Origin of the sequence: Moorena sp. SIOASIH, from assembly GCF_010671925.1 — a bacterium.
GTDB lineage: Bacteria > Cyanobacteriota > Cyanobacteriia > Cyanobacteriales > Coleofasciculaceae > Moorena.
The window spans coordinates 560,165-573,098 of the sequence record NZ_JAAHIH010000003.1; the positions used below are offsets into that span (position 1 = coordinate 560,165).

The 12,934-nt window shown below is 41.4% G+C and carries 17 protein-coding genes and 2 pseudogenes; 11 read left to right on the forward strand and 8 right to left on the reverse strand.

Going from position 1 to position 12,934, the window contains the following annotated elements; all coding sequences use genetic code 11:
• The first annotated feature begins 248 nt into the window (after positions 1 to 248).
• Both F6J90_RS17660 and F6J90_RS17665 read left to right on the forward strand, forming a co-directional pair.
• On the forward strand, positions 249 to 374 hold the full coding sequence (locus tag F6J90_RS17660) for a hypothetical protein (protein ID WP_293096146.1): 126 nt from the start codon (positions 249 to 251) through the stop codon (positions 372 to 374).
• A 23-nt stretch (positions 375 to 397) separates the two neighbouring features.
• Positions 398 to 1,942, forward strand: coding sequence for an NAD(P)/FAD-dependent oxidoreductase (locus tag F6J90_RS17665; protein ID WP_293096148.1), 1,545 nt, complete (start codon positions 398 to 400; stop codon positions 1,940 to 1,942).
• Positions 1,943 to 2,062: 120 nt separating this feature from the next.
• Here the strand turns inward: F6J90_RS17665 and F6J90_RS17670 are convergent, their stop codons facing one another.
• Positions 2,063 to 2,251: a YlcI/YnfO family protein gene (locus F6J90_RS17670; protein ID WP_293096151.1), complete on the reverse strand. Its 189-nt coding sequence runs from the start codon at positions 2,249 to 2,251 to the stop codon at positions 2,063 to 2,065.
• 164 nt (positions 2,252 to 2,415) lie between these two features.
• Here F6J90_RS17670 and F6J90_RS17675 point away from each other — a divergent pair, with 164 nt between their 5' ends.
• Positions 2,416 to 3,045 (forward strand): Uma2 family endonuclease, encoded by a 630-nt coding sequence (locus F6J90_RS17675; RefSeq protein ID WP_293096153.1) that lies wholly within the window; start codon positions 2,416 to 2,418, stop codon positions 3,043 to 3,045.
• Positions 3,046 to 3,104: 59 nt separating this feature from the next.
• On the opposite strand, the pseudogene tnpA reads toward F6J90_RS17675, so the two are convergent.
• Positions 3,105 to 3,676 (reverse strand): annotated as a pseudogene (gene tnpA / locus F6J90_RS17680) (IS200/IS605 family transposase).
• Here tnpA and F6J90_RS17685 point away from each other — a divergent pair.
• From F6J90_RS17685 to F6J90_RS17695, 3 genes are read left to right on the forward strand one after another with little or no spacing between them, the layout of a single operon-like run.
• Positions 3,632 to 4,915, forward strand: a complete 1,284-nt coding sequence (locus F6J90_RS17685) for a transposase (protein ID WP_293096156.1) — start codon at positions 3,632 to 3,634, stop codon at positions 4,913 to 4,915. The pseudogene tnpA and the gene F6J90_RS17685 sit on opposite strands and share 45 nt — an antisense overlap.
• A 39-nt stretch (positions 4,916 to 4,954) precedes the next feature.
• The gene (locus tag F6J90_RS17690) at positions 4,955 to 5,290 is read left to right on the forward strand and encodes a XisI protein (protein WP_293096158.1); all 336 of its coding nucleotides are present in this window, start codon (positions 4,955 to 4,957) and stop codon (positions 5,288 to 5,290) included.
• Positions 5,291 to 5,303: 13 nt separating this feature from the next.
• Entirely contained in the window at positions 5,304 to 5,435 is a 132-nt protein-coding gene (locus tag F6J90_RS17695; protein WP_293096160.1) for a hypothetical protein, read from the forward strand.
• Positions 5,436 to 5,716: 281 nt separating this feature from the next.
• On the opposite strand, the gene F6J90_RS17700 is transcribed toward F6J90_RS17695, so the two are convergent.
• Positions 5,717 to 5,941, reverse strand: coding sequence for a hypothetical protein (locus F6J90_RS17700; protein ID WP_293096163.1), 225 nt, complete (start codon positions 5,939 to 5,941; stop codon positions 5,717 to 5,719).
• Between the two features lie 177 nt (positions 5,942 to 6,118).
• On the opposite strand from F6J90_RS17700, the gene F6J90_RS17705 reads away from it, so the two are divergent.
• The 5 genes from F6J90_RS17705 to F6J90_RS17725 all read left to right on the forward strand — a co-directional run bounded on the left by F6J90_RS17705 (position 6,119) and on the right by F6J90_RS17725 (position 9,472).
• Positions 6,119 to 7,081 carry an Rpn family recombination-promoting nuclease/putative transposase gene (locus F6J90_RS17705; RefSeq protein ID WP_293096165.1) on the forward strand — a complete coding sequence of 321 codons (963 nt, stop codon included), beginning with the start codon at positions 6,119 to 6,121 and terminating at the stop codon, positions 7,079 to 7,081.
• A gap of 17 nt (positions 7,082 to 7,098) precedes the next feature.
• The gene (locus F6J90_RS17710) at positions 7,099 to 7,803 is read left to right on the forward strand and encodes a Uma2 family endonuclease (protein ID WP_366513776.1); all 705 of its coding nucleotides are present in this window, start codon (positions 7,099 to 7,101) and stop codon (positions 7,801 to 7,803) included.
• A 256-nt stretch (positions 7,804 to 8,059) separates the two neighbouring features.
• Positions 8,060 to 8,395: a XisI protein gene (locus tag F6J90_RS17715; protein ID WP_293096167.1), complete on the forward strand. Its 336-nt coding sequence runs from the start codon at positions 8,060 to 8,062 to the stop codon at positions 8,393 to 8,395.
• Between the two features lie 131 nt (positions 8,396 to 8,526).
• Complete coding sequence (locus F6J90_RS17720) at positions 8,527 to 9,078, forward strand: Uma2 family endonuclease (RefSeq protein WP_293096169.1); 552 nt, start codon at positions 8,527 to 8,529, stop codon at positions 9,076 to 9,078.
• Between the two features lie 169 nt (positions 9,079 to 9,247).
• Positions 9,248 to 9,472 carry a hypothetical protein gene (locus tag F6J90_RS17725; protein WP_293096172.1) on the forward strand — a complete coding sequence of 75 codons (225 nt, stop codon included), beginning with the start codon at positions 9,248 to 9,250 and terminating at the stop codon, positions 9,470 to 9,472.
• A 45-nt stretch (positions 9,473 to 9,517) separates the two neighbouring features.
• On the opposite strand, the gene F6J90_RS17730 is transcribed toward F6J90_RS17725, so the two are convergent.
• From F6J90_RS17730 to F6J90_RS17750, 5 genes and pseudogenes are all read right to left on the reverse strand, one after another.
• Entirely contained in the window at positions 9,518 to 9,649 is a 132-nt protein-coding gene (locus F6J90_RS17730; protein ID WP_293096174.1) for a hypothetical protein, read from the reverse strand.
• Between the two features lie 8 nt (positions 9,650 to 9,657).
• Positions 9,658 to 10,891: pseudogene (locus tag F6J90_RS17735) on the reverse strand (transposase).
• Between the two features lie 160 nt (positions 10,892 to 11,051).
• The gene (locus F6J90_RS17740; protein ID WP_293096176.1) at positions 11,052 to 11,270 is read right to left on the reverse strand and encodes a hypothetical protein; all 219 of its coding nucleotides are present in this window, start codon (positions 11,268 to 11,270) and stop codon (positions 11,052 to 11,054) included.
• Between the two features lie 30 nt (positions 11,271 to 11,300).
• Entirely contained in the window at positions 11,301 to 11,618 is a 318-nt protein-coding gene (locus tag F6J90_RS17745; RefSeq protein ID WP_293096179.1) for a cupin domain-containing protein, read from the reverse strand.
• 164 nt (positions 11,619 to 11,782) lie between these two features.
• Positions 11,783 to 12,934, reverse strand: coding sequence for a TauD/TfdA family dioxygenase (locus F6J90_RS17750; protein ID WP_293096181.1), 1,152 nt, complete (start codon positions 12,932 to 12,934; stop codon positions 11,783 to 11,785).

Here is a 12,934-nt window from a genome sequence, read left to right on the forward strand (position 1 = left end):
GCGGATGTAAGCATTCAGCAGTAAGCCGTCAGCCGTGAGCTAAAGGGTCACGCTACTTGAGGTGCTTTGTGGCACAGGCTTTGGCCTTGGCCGTTGGCCACGCTACGCGAATGGCCACGCTGTGCGAACGACGCTGTGACATAACTCAGCATTATTCGAATGCTGACCTGTTTTATTCAAAAGCTGAACGCGCACGCGTGCGCGTAGCGCATAAGCTGATACGCGACACCCTGATAGCTGATAGCTGAATGCTTACAAGTCTGGGGAGTAATCCCCTGGTAATGGTTAACCAGTTAGGGGAGTTATCCCTCAAAAAACGCGATGCTCTTAAAGAGCCGCTACGGGAACGCATTTTTGAGGGAGAATCAGTTTAAAGCCTAATTTCGGATAACGCTCGATGTTTAACCCTTACCGCCATACACAAGAGTTAGATAGACCTTTTTCCTTTGAGCGCCTGTATCGTCATCCTGGTTCCCTTAGTCCCTACGATCAAGGTGGTACTCGCAAACGAATTGGGATTATCGGTGGAGGAATTGCTGGACTCGTAAGTGCTTACGAACTGAGTCAACTCAACCATCAAGTTACTGTATTAGAGGCTGATTCTCGCCTCGGAGGAAGAATTAAGACTCATTATTTTAGTGATGGGACTTATGGGGAATTAGGCGCAATGCGAATTCCTACTAGTCATGGCTGCACGTTACACTATATAGATAAGTTTAATTTACCAAAAAGACCTTTTATTAATTACAATCCCGCCGCTTTTTATTATCTACGGGGTAAGAAAACTCGTTTAGATAGTTACCAAGAGTTGTTTGGTATTTACAATTTAACCTCTGATGAGCAACAAGACCCAGGGGAACTTTACGACCAGTTCTTGGAAGAATTAATCGATTCTTTAACTGAAAAAGAGAAATGGGAGTTATTTGCACCCACTTTCACCAGTGATCAAGTTAGAAAATGGGATACCCTAACGGTTACCGACTATTTTCGCAGTCATCTTTCTCCCGATGCTTTTGAGTTACTCGGTCATGCTACTGGGGCAATTCATTACGATCAAGTATCTCTGTTAAATGGTTTAATTGATTTCTTTGCTTGGCATCGAGTAGAACAATATGAGCTAATCGGAGGACTGGAAACCTTAATTAAGGCTTTGGTTAAAAGCATATCAGGCACAATCCAGACTGAAGCCAGAGTAACAAATATAGAAATGACCGATAGAGGGGTTCGGCTTGTCTGGAATAAGCTGGATAAGCAACAAATCGCCGAATTTGACTACATTATCTGTACTATTCCTGCTACTGCTCTGGCTCAGATTAATTTTGAGCCTAGTTTACCTAGCCAACAACGGCAAGCAATTAACAATTTGGGGTATTGCAGTGCCAGCAAAACCCTATTACACTGTACCGCTCGTCCTTGGGAATTTGCCGATCATGTCTATGGGGGTGGTAGCTTTACGGATTTAAATTTCGAAAAGTGTTGGTATCCTTCTGATAATGCTCAATTAGACTCAAAAACGCTTTATAAACCTCATATTGTTGCTAAAGATAAGGATATTTCTTATCAGCCATCAGTATTAACTGCTGCTTATCGCTGGGAAGATAATTCCAGAAAATTTAGGACTTTAGAGGAAACAGCTAAAACCGATTTAACCTTAGACGAAGTTTCCCAACTGCATCCTGATATTAAAGACTATACTGATGATATTATTCATAGTATTTGGGATGAAGATAATCAGTCTGGTTCTGGTTCTTATGCCTATTTTGCTCCAGGGGATCGGGAGAAATATCAACCATTACTCGGTCAAGCTTATCCAGTAGATAATCCTCGTGTTTTCTTTGCAGGGGAACACTTGGCAATTAATCATGCTTCAGTTCAAGGAGCGGTACAAACAGCCGTTTCAGCAGTTATTGATCTTCTCGAAAGTTCTATTTTTGAGATTTAATCGATTCTATTTCTTTTCCTGGCTTCTCACCCACTACCTAAACTATATAAAGGCAAAAACAACAATAATGGATGCTCTTTCGTTCCTTCAAACCCGTATCGCTCATAATAAGCCAGACGTTCAATTTTTATTAATCACTTTTTGGGCTTCTTTAACCTGAGCATGAACTATAAATTGATTTAAGGTTGCCCCCGTTAAATCCGCAGCCTTTTGTAAAGTATCTTTGATCGATGCAGGAAGCCTAGCTGTCACACGAGTATCATTAGGAGTGGTACTTGCCATCTGAATTGATTCCTCAATTTCTTTCACTATAGCAATTCTCTATCCCATGAGGTACAAAGGGATCCCCCTAAATCCCCCTTAAAAAGGGGGACTTTGAGGTTGATCAGCGTACCTGGTAAATGCCATAAACACTATATAACAGAATGGTGTCATTTTGTTACCATAAATTTCAGTTTCAAGAAGAACGATCTATGACTCAAGCCAAAGCCGAAGCAAAATTATACAGCTTTGATGAATTTATCAGCTGGTATCCCGAAAACTCAAAAGTCCGCTACGAACTATATGATGGAGTAATTATCGAAATGCCCAAGCCAAAGGGGAAACATTCAAATCTAACTGGTTCCCTGATCGAGCAACTATTGATAGTTATCAGGCAGATAGACAAAGGAGGCATTTGGACTATTCCTAGAGAGTCAATTGTTAAACCAAAACGGGAAAACTCAGGTTATGAACCGGACATCATCGTTTTGAACCAAGACGTTATGGGAGCAGAATCTCGGTGGGAAAGCGAATCAATTATTCAAAATCCTGATTCCGTCAAATTAATCGTCGAAGTTGTTTCAACTAATTGGCGTGACGATTACTACAATAAACTTAGAGATTATGAAGAGATGGGGATCGAAGAATATTGGATTATCGATTATGCCGCATTGGGGGCGAGAAAGTTTATCGGCAACCCCAAGCAACCCACATTTTTTGTTTGTAGTTTGGTTGACGGCGAATATCAGATGACGCCCTTTACGGGAAATACTCCCATTGTTTCCCCGACTTTTCCCCAGTTCAAGTTATCCGCACAGCAGATTTTCAACCTGGCTTTGTAGGAAAAGGTTAGCCAGGAGCATTTATCTCAAGCTTTCGCAAAGAAAACGATTCAAGAATCTCAAATACACCTATTGGTATATGAGCCAACTAAACAGGTAAGGGGTCTCCCGTTATACCCGCGCATGTTAGCGGGAGGGGAATTACCTGACGGGGTATCCTGATTTTGGACATAACTCTTTAATTGCTCGATCGTCACGCCACCACAGGAAGCCACAAAATAAGATCCTGTCCAGAAAACTTTTTTGTCTCCGTAAAACCGCTTCAAGTATTCAGAAAATTCTTGACGAATTAATCTACTGGTCACAGTTTTGATATTAGCTATTAGTTTAACTGGAGCCACCTTAGGATTAAGGTCAACAAGTAAGTGAATATGATCTTTCTCTCCGTTAAATTCCACTAGGTTGCAATCCCATTTGACACAAGTATCAGAGCAAATTTGCTTTAACCTGATCAAAATTTGCTCTGATATGACAAGTCGTCTATACTTGGTTACTAGTACAATATGCACAGTAAGACGATATACAGACCTATTTGCCTTTGTGTAATTACCTTTCATAGTTTTACAGTAAGTGCTATAATAAATCTATGATACTCACCTACTGCTACCGAATCAAGCCAAGCCTCGAACAAATTGTCACCATGGAAAGGTGGCTCGAACTACTGCGCCGTCACTGGAACTATGCTTTAGGTCAACGACTTGACTGGCTAAATCGGACTCGTTCTGCGATTGATAGGTGCAGTTTAGTGAGTGAGCCAATTGGAGAAATCCCAGAGCCAGTAAACTATTACACTCAGCAAGCAGCTCTCAAAGAAACCAAAAAACTGTTTCCCGAATACAAAAAAATTTATGCAGAAACCCAACAGGTAAATTTACAACGTCTTAACAAAGCGTGGGACAGATGGCGAAAACCTGATGCTAGCGGCAAGCGTGGAGGTAGACCTCGTTTTAAAAAACCTGGAGAGCTTCGATCGTTTGTATATCCAAGAGTGAATAGTTCTAAGGCGGGCGCACATTTAGTTGATGGTGTTCTAAAACTAAGCCGAATTGGATCAATCCCTGTCATAATGCATCGACCATTACCTGTTAGCGAAGCTTGCCCGAAGGGCGTAGGCTTTATCCTTAAGCAATGCACTATTGTCAAAAAGGCCGATGGTTGGTACTGCTGTCTTTCAATGAAAGACGATACTGTGCCTGAACTACTACCCATAGATTCAGTCAAGTCTGCCGTCGGTATTGACGTTGGCTTGGAAAAATTTTTGACCACTTCCAATGGCGAGGCGGTACCTATTCCGCAGTTTTACAGGAAGGCTCAGGAAAAGCTTGCTCAGGCTCAACGAGTAATGTCTCGTCGCGTGAAAGGGTCAAATAACTGGAAAAAAGCCAAACATAAAGTAGCTTTGTTACATCTTCATCTGACCCGATGCAGAAAAGAATTTCATTATCAGGTTGCTCATTGGCTGTGTAGTAAATATGACTTGATTGCTCACGAAAACCTAAATATCAAAGGACTCGCCAAGACTAAGTTGGCAAAATCGATACATGATGCAGCCTGGGGAGCATTCTTGGAAATATTGCAAGTAGTGGCGGTAAAACGCGGCTTGTTAGTCCAGGAAGTTAATCCACGTGGCACAAGTATTGAATGTTTTAATTGTGGCTCTAGGGTCAAAAAAAGTTTAAGTGTACGCGTTCATTGCTGTTCTAGTTGTAACGTCAAAGTCGATCGTGACTGGAATAGCGGGATCAACATTTTGAATCGTGGATTATTGGCGGTTGGACTGCCGCTCAATGGCTGCGGTAAATCAATACAGGATATTGAGGAACAGCAAGTCTCATTTGTGAATTTGAGAAGCCCACATCATAATCTTTGATTTGATGTGGGAGTAGTCACATCAGGAGGTAATTTTGCAGTGGATAAGTTAATTCAGTATCGTCGTATGATTCAAGAAACCTTGGAAAAGCATAGTCTGATTAAGCTAGCCAATGAAGAAATCAAAGTTTATAAATTCTTCGATCCTGAGCAAGATCATTATCAAGTCTTTCATGCAGGATGGCAAAATTATCGTCGTGTTTTTGGACCTTTGATTCACATTGATATTATTGATGGAAAAATCTGGATTCAACATGATGGCACCGAGTTTGGGGTGGCGAATGAGTTACTTGAATTAGGGATACCGAAACAGGATATTGTCCTAGGGTATCATGCCCCATTTATGCGTCAATATGATGGATTTGCTGTTGGTTAAAAAGTACATATTTATGGTTTTTTATGGAACAGGGAACAGGGAACGGGTGCGTCCCTATCTCCCTATCTCCCTATCTCCCCACCAATTACATTTGATTCCGACGGAAGAAACACCCCTGGGTTCAGAGGGAATTCCTACTCCCTAAAAACCAATAATTTGTAGATCAGTTAATCAAAAAATTAGGTAAATAAATTACACATAATTGAGTCTAAAACTTGTCAATAAAACTAATTATAAATAAATGTAAAAAAAATTTATTAACCCTTGCATTTTTTCGAGGAATTATCTATACTATATAAGGTGACGACTGATACTAATAACCGCGCTGGTCATGCCCGTTAATCATCTCCAGCGCGGTTTTCCTCCCACCTAAATAGGAGCTACTTCCATGATGCCAAAAAAATCACGATTATCAATCCCGACTTTTCAGCAATCCACCGGATATCTGTTGGGGATACGGCATTTCTGAATCAAGGGATTAATAGGAGTGGCATGGGCATACTGCCTGTCTGAAAAATGAAACGGGCAAGATGCCCGTTCCACGCCTGATGCCCGTTCCACGCCTGATGCCCGCATACTGCCCGCCTGAAAAATGAAACGGGCAAGATGCCCGTTCCACGCCTGATGCCCATGGCACGGCAAGATGCCCATGGCACAAAACTATTAAAATCATCCCGTATTTATGGAACGCCAAAATTTGTCCATCACTTTTTTGAACACCGCTCGCTATATAACTGATTATAGTGCAAACGCTTCCAGCCAAAACTGTTACTATAAAAGTCAACACATTAGCTAATAACTAAACGGTTTAATTAACCCTGTAAAACCATGAAATTCATCAGTCCTAAAACTGACTTTGCTTTCAAGAAAATATTTGGCTCAGATCAGAGTAAAGATATTCTGATTTCCTTCCTCAATGCCATGATTTACTCGGGTAATTCGGTCATCCAAGATTTAGAAATTATTGATCCCTACAGTGCGGGTGATGTGGTTGATTTAAAAGACACCTATCTGGATGTTAAGGCAGTATTAGAAGATAAAACAACTGTGATCATTGAAATGCAGCTCTGGAATGTGGAGGCTTTCGAGAAGCGAGTCGTTTATAATTTGTGCAAAACCTACGGGAATCAACTCAAATCCGGACAGGGATATTTCGATCTCAATCCTGTCATTGCTTTAACCATCACCGATTTTAAGCTGTTTCCGACAACAGAGAAAGTCATTAGCAGTTTTTACTTTCAAGAAGAAGAAGACCACTTACCTTATCAAGAAAATGAGTTAAAGATGGTGTTTGTGGAACTTCCAAAATTTACTAAGCAGCTGGAAGAGTTAGAAAGTGTGGTAGATAAGTGGATCTATTTTATCAAAGATGCTCCCAGCTTAGAAGTTATTCCTGATCAAATGAGGGAAATCCCACAGCTGGAACAAGCTTTAACTATAGCCAATCAAGCGGGGTTGAGTGTGTCAGAATTGGAAAAGATCCGCAAACAGGAGATGTTCTGGGAGGATAGGCGAGGTGCATTGAGTCTAGCGAAAAGGGAAGGACGAGAAGAAGGACGAGAAGAGGGCAGAGTAGAAGGACGAGAAGAGGGCAGAGTAGAAGGACGAGTAGAAGGCGAAAGAAGCTTACTATTGCGACAGCTTGAGCGCCGCTTTGGAAAACTAACAAGTAATGAGAACGCATTGCTTGAAGCCTTGAATTACCAAGACCTAGAACGCTTATCAGAAGCAATCTGGGATTTTAATACTAGTGAGGATTTACTCAACTGGCTCCAAGAGCACTCTAACTAACGGTAGCTATGCCTTAGTTGCCTAAAATCACACTAGACCTCTTGGAACAATTGGGAATCAAAAGGGATTACTTTATGGCTGTTACTCTCCTACTCCAACAACTTACCGTTCCCCCAGGCCAAAGACTATTGATTCATAACCTAGAGTGGGCTGAATTTGAGTCTGTTCTGGAAGAACTAGGGGAACATCGCTCTGCCCGTATTGCCTATAGCCACGGAACCTTAGAAATCAGAATGCCTACCCCAGAACACGAAGTCGATAAAGAACTGCTCGGTGATTTAGTGAAAATTTTGCTTGATGAGTTAGAAATCGACTGCGAGTGCTTTGGTTCCACTACCTTCAAGGGAGAAAATATGGACAGTGGCATTGAACCGGATCAATGCTTCTACATCCAAAACCACGCTAGAATGCGAGGCAAGCGGCGCGTCGATCTCACTATTGATCCACCGCCAGATCTAGCCATTGAAGTGGATGTTACCTCCAAGACTCAACTGGATGTCTATGCCAACTTAGGTGTGCCTGAACTCTGGCGCTATGAAAAAAATCAACTCAGGATTGACCTATTGCAAGGAGGTGAGTACCGACAAGTTACCACCAGTCCGACCTTCCCCAGATTACCAATTCCGGATCTGGTAGCAGAGGTTTTAGCTCAAAGCCGTGAAAGCGGGAGAAGTCCTGCGTTACGAGCCTTTCGCCAAAGACTAAAGCAACTGCTTCTATAAATTGATAGTTTAGTTTTGGGAGATAACCCGATAGGAATCAGTAATGGAATTGACTTATAAAACACTTCAAACTAATTGAATAGCATTTCTAAATAGGTCATGAATAATATTGCTAATTTATCATAATATCAAAAAATATTCGGATCTCTTTACTACTGCTCCCTGCTCCCTGCTACCTGCTCCCTTTTACCATCAATCTTATGTTTACATCTCCCCAAAAATATATATATGATATCACTAAAGAGGTTATTAAACAATGGAAAAACTAAATCACTATAGAGAATTAGTCAAAAAAATCATCAATGAATACGGGCAATATAAACCTAAATATGGAGATATTGAAGTCCAAAAAATCTTTGATGTTCAAGGAGATCACTATCAACTGATGAACGTGGGGTGGCACGGAAATCGGCGTTTAAGAGGCTGTGTTCTCCAAATTGACCTTAAAAACGACAAAATTTGGATACAGCACGATGGGACAGAAATTGGCGTTGCGAATGAATTAGTAGAATGGGGTGTTCCCAAAGAAGATATCGTATTAGCCTACCATGCTCCTTTTAAACGTCAATATACTGGATTTGCTGTTGATTGATTAAATATAGCAATTCTATTTTCCATGAGGTAAAAAGGGATCCCCCTAAATCCCCCTTAATAAGGGGGACTTTGAGGTTTAGAAGTGTACCTCATAAATGCAATAATCGCTATAAATAGGATATTTTAACAATGCCTAGTTTAACAGTAAAAGACTTAGAAAAACTGCAAGCTGAACATCCTGATTATCAGATGGAACTAGTGGATGGAGAAATTATTGTTATGAGTCCTTCAGGTATAGAATCAGATGAAGTAGCTGCTGCTATTGTTACCCAGTTATCAAACTGGGTACGACCTCGTAGACTAGGCAGGGTAACTGCTTCTAGTGGTGGTTTTTGTTTACCGAATGAAGATGGAGATGTTCGCGTTCCCGATGCTTATTTTATCCTAGCCGAACGTTTACCTCGCACTACAGAAGGTTACGCGGAGTTAGTTCCTGACTTGATGTTTGAAGTTAAATCTAGAACTGATAGTTTTGCTAAATTACGTCAGAAGATCCAGCAATTTCTGGAATTGGGGACTAAAGTTGGGGTGTTAGTGGATCCGAGAACTCGCACCATGGAAGTTTATCGCCTTAATAGAGATAAAGTGGTGCTGGGGGATGGGGATGTGCTGCAAGTGCCAGAATTACTTCCTGGTTGGGAATTGCCTGTGGTGGAAGTTTGGGCACCTGAGTTTGATTGAGAAGACTGTTTATTCTTCTCAAGTATTAGATTAAGTTTGAATGTTTGAAAGGGATTGAATATGATTATAACCAATGTAAAAATTAGTCAAACTTCTCAAGAAATTTTGATAAAAGCGGCGGCAAAAAAACGAATGTCTGTAGAGGAGCTGGCTTCAGAACTATTAAGCGATGCAGCGCGGTCTTGGGGGTTTCCCCCATGAGCGACTGCATCAAGACAATGAAGCTATTCAAAATAAGCTTTCCGGAATTGTCACTATTGGTGAAGTCAAAAAGGAATATTATTCTAATCCATTGGCAAACAAGCAGCCCTACCCATACTATGCTGATCCTGAAGAGCCAGCTATCCCTCTAGAAGACTGGGATATAGAGAATAGTTATGAAGAGGTTTTATGAGTGTTATGGACACTCATATTTTTGTTTGGTGGAATCAGAACGATCCTAAGCTGAGCAGTTACCACCGTGAGGTCCACGACTAGCTACATTGCCAACACTCTTAAATGTGTGAGGTTCACCAGCAGGAATAATTATTTCTTCCCCAATGGTAGAGCGAAAAGTTTTACCTTTTGACACTCCCCGCTCTAAAGAGACGGGGATTCTTCACTCAATGACTCGGCTTGCTGAACCTGACCGGAATCAAGAACAGTAGAGGCCAAATCTCCTGAAGCGTTCGGATTAATAATCCAAGTTCCGACGTGCCCCGTCGTACTTATGGCTCGATTTCGGATATTAATGGCGGCGTTATGGTCTCTATCAAGTTCGCACCCACATTCACAGACATGAGTCCTAGTAGATAGCGATTTCTTGACAGTTTCACCGCATTCAGAGCAATTCTGGCTAGTGTAGGCAGGATTGACAGCAACAGTCATCCTGCCAAATTTAGCTCCAAAGTGCTCTAACCATTTCCTGAATTGATACCAACCAGCGTCATTGATGGACTTAGCGAGACAGTGATTTTTTACCAGATTCTTAACTCTTAAATCTTGCCTTACGGCACGCTGCGCGAACGTAGGCGACCAGATCGTTAGACCGGATTACGCAACGTGCAAGTCTCTTTGCATGTTCTTCACGCTGCCTACTTATTTTAAGATGCTGTCTGCTTAGTCTATTAATCGCTTTCCTACGATTGGATGAGCCTTTCTTTTTCCGAGAAACTCGGCGTTGATAAAACTTTAAACGTTTCTCCCCTTTTCTATAGAATCGGGGATTGGGTTCAGAGTGGCCATTGGAATCCGTGTAAAACTCTTTAAGTCCCACGTCTAAGCCAATAATCTCGCCTGTGTGCTCTACTTCTTCTTTCACGTTAATTGCAACGCAAAATTGAACGTAGTACCGATCAGATCGTTTGACTATCCGAACCCGGTTAATTTGCTTCTTGTCGAAGCGCCATAAATCCCAGGTGCCTTTGAGTTTAAGTTTTCCGATCCCTTTTTTGTCCGTGAATGTTATCGACTTCTTGTCAGGGGATAATTTCCACCCTGACTTCTTGTATTCGACAGACCGAGTACGTTTCTGGAATCTTGGGAAACCCTTTTTACCTGGGACTTTTTTCTTGCAATTATCGTAAAATCGAACAATCGATGACCATGCCCTTTCAGATGCAGCCTGACGGGCAGTAGAGTTTAATTCATTGGCAAAAGGGAATTCTTTAGCCAGTATTTTGGAGTACCGGCTAAGGTCACTTTTCCCTGTCCCTTTATTGTCCAGCCACATACGAATGCAGCTATTTCGGATGAATTTGACAGTCCGAATGGCTTCGTCTATAGCTGAATACTGAGACTCTTTACCCTTGGCTTTAAACTCTAGAATTATCATCGAAATTCGACATCCTTCGACATGTTTTTATTATAGCGATTTTATATAAAAGTGTCGAGTACTAATCGAGATTTTTCTCACGGCGACTAAAGTCGCTACGAGCTTTCATCCCCGGTTTAAAAACACGGGGCTTTCAGCTTTGGGAGTCACGTAAAGACAATTATAATTCCCCTTCCAAGGGTATAATTATCTCGTCTGTTTCATGACCATCACTTGACCAATACTCTCCAGGCGGAGAGTAGAGTGGGCATCCTGCCCGCCCGAAAATTGTAACAGGCAAGATGCCTGTTCCACGCCTGATGCCCATTCCACAGGTGCGACCCAAGGCCGCGAGGGATTGTTCGCGGCCTTGGAGGCGCGCACCTACGCTTAAAATCATTCCATTATTAAGCAACGCCAACTAATTCGCCTAGATTTTAGTACCGCTAACATTATCTTTCCATTGGTAAGCATAAAGCCAAATCAAGTGATTAGCTGTTTTACCAGGATTTTTAAACGTATGAGGAACATTTGCAGGAACTCGAAATTCTTGACCAATAGTAGGGTAGTAAGTTTTTCCTTGAAACGATACTTCTAATTCTCCTTCTAAAAGGATAAAGATTTCATCACTATCATGACCGTCACTTGACCAATAGTCTCCAGGAGGTGTTTCATGGGTTTCACACTTAAAACCTTTATTTTCCCACTCATTTTTGAGTTTTTCAAAATCAATGTTGAGGTCTTTCATGATTTTTAATTCTTTCCTTAATTTAGTGCTAATTTAGTCTCAAGCTGTAAGCTATCAGCTATCAGCTATCAGCTTATGCGCTACGGGCACGCTACTTGAGTAGCAATTGGCCAAAAGCTGACCACTGACCACTGACTGCTGAATGCTTACCTCAAGCTTGTTGGTTACATTGAATTGTTATGGCTGAAGTTTTCATTAAACTCGCGTTGATAAAAGTACCGTCCGAGAACATAATCCCACTCAATATATCCAACCCTAAACTCTCGACTTCCTGAAGTGGCTTCGAAAGCAGTCCTTCCGTGCAGAATCCTAAAGTTTTGCATAAGCAGACAGTCGCCTGGTTCAAGTCGGAAACGGTATTGGTAATCCGGATTTTTCAGGTAGTGAGAAAAGGTGATGTAGGCTTGATAAAACGCCTCTATTTCCTCGGCAGGAAGAATGGGAGTACAGTTCTTGTGACTAAAACGCACGGCAACAATTTCGTCTTCGCGATCCAGTTCAATAATAGAATGTTTGGGACGGAAAGAATATTGATATTCAGGTTCTACTCGGCAAAAAGGAATTAGATTTTCTGCCAAAATCCGAAAGTCGTTAGGATGATCTTCGCGAAAGTCCCTCGCAACAGAAAAACCATCAACCACTAAAGATTCCCCACCAATAGTATCATTAGTAACGGAATACAAAAACTCTGTTACTTTGTGATTGCACCAGAAACTTAAATCGGTGTGAGGTGTTAAAGCATTACTTGTTGCCGCAATATCTCTGTCTGCTAAACTGGTATTTTGAGTAATAATCGTTCCATACTCTGTGTTGCGGATTGGTCCCAAGGATACCAAAAAACTTTCTAAGTCTTCCAAGGGTATGTTACGAATAACAACAAATCCTAATTGCAACAACTGATTCATCCAAGATTCCCGACTACAGGATTCGAGATCGTACTTCTGTATCGAGTTGGTTTCCAGCCATGCTTTATTCCAAAGAATAACCTGTTTTTCAATCTCTTCTGCATTGTGGACATCGTAGGTGTTATTGAGCAACCAAGAAATGGGAAAAATACTTCGATGCGGAGGATTTTCATCCCAGTCAATAATTAGATTGTTATCTTGTATTTGAATCGATAAAGGTTGAGGCGGTGCCTTGTGCTTGCTAATGTCATTCAGTTTTTCCCAAGAACCGCCATGGCGAGATTGAGAATCTAAGCAATTATCACGTAACCAAATGTAGTAAAACCGTTTACCCGCAACAGTAACAAATGATTGGTTTGCACTAAATTCAATATCTCGATCACGTTTGAGATAGCTGTGATTGATGGTCAT

Bases quoted from the DNA above. Each gene is read 5' to 3' on its own strand.
- F6J90_RS17740 (WP_293096176.1), bottom strand. From the start codon at position 11,270: ATGATTTTAAGCGTAGGTGCGCGCCTCCAAGGCCGCGAACAATCCCTC.
- F6J90_RS17675 (WP_293096153.1), top strand. From the start codon at position 2,416: ATGACTCAAGCCAAAGCCGAAGCAAAATTATACAGCTTTGATGAATTT.
- F6J90_RS17725 (WP_293096172.1), top strand. From the start codon at position 9,248: ATGCAGCGCGGTCTTGGGGGTTTCCCCCATGAGCGACTGCATCAAGAC.
- F6J90_RS17700 (WP_293096163.1), bottom strand. From the start codon at position 5,941: ATGGGCATCTTGCCGTGCCATGGGCATCAGGCGTGGAACGGGCATCTT.
- F6J90_RS17695 (WP_293096160.1), top strand. From the start codon at position 5,304: ATGGTTTTTTATGGAACAGGGAACAGGGAACGGGTGCGTCCCTATCTC.
- F6J90_RS17665 (WP_293096148.1), top strand. From the start codon at position 398: ATGTTTAACCCTTACCGCCATACACAAGAGTTAGATAGACCTTTTTCC.
- F6J90_RS17705 (WP_293096165.1), top strand. From the start codon at position 6,119: ATGAAATTCATCAGTCCTAAAACTGACTTTGCTTTCAAGAAAATATTT.
- F6J90_RS17660 (WP_293096146.1), top strand. From the start codon at position 249: ATGCTTACAAGTCTGGGGAGTAATCCCCTGGTAATGGTTAACCAGTTA.
- F6J90_RS17745 (WP_293096179.1), bottom strand. From the start codon at position 11,618: ATGAAAGACCTCAACATTGATTTTGAAAAACTCAAAAATGAGTGGGAA.
- F6J90_RS17750 (WP_293096181.1), bottom strand. From the start codon at position 12,934: ATGACCATCAATCACAGCTATCTCAAACGTGATCGAGATATTGAATTT.
- F6J90_RS17720 (WP_293096169.1), top strand. From the start codon at position 8,527: ATGCCTAGTTTAACAGTAAAAGACTTAGAAAAACTGCAAGCTGAACAT.
- F6J90_RS17715 (WP_293096167.1), top strand. From the start codon at position 8,060: ATGGAAAAACTAAATCACTATAGAGAATTAGTCAAAAAAATCATCAAT.
- F6J90_RS17685 (WP_293096156.1), top strand. From the start codon at position 3,632: ATGATACTCACCTACTGCTACCGAATCAAGCCAAGCCTCGAACAAATT.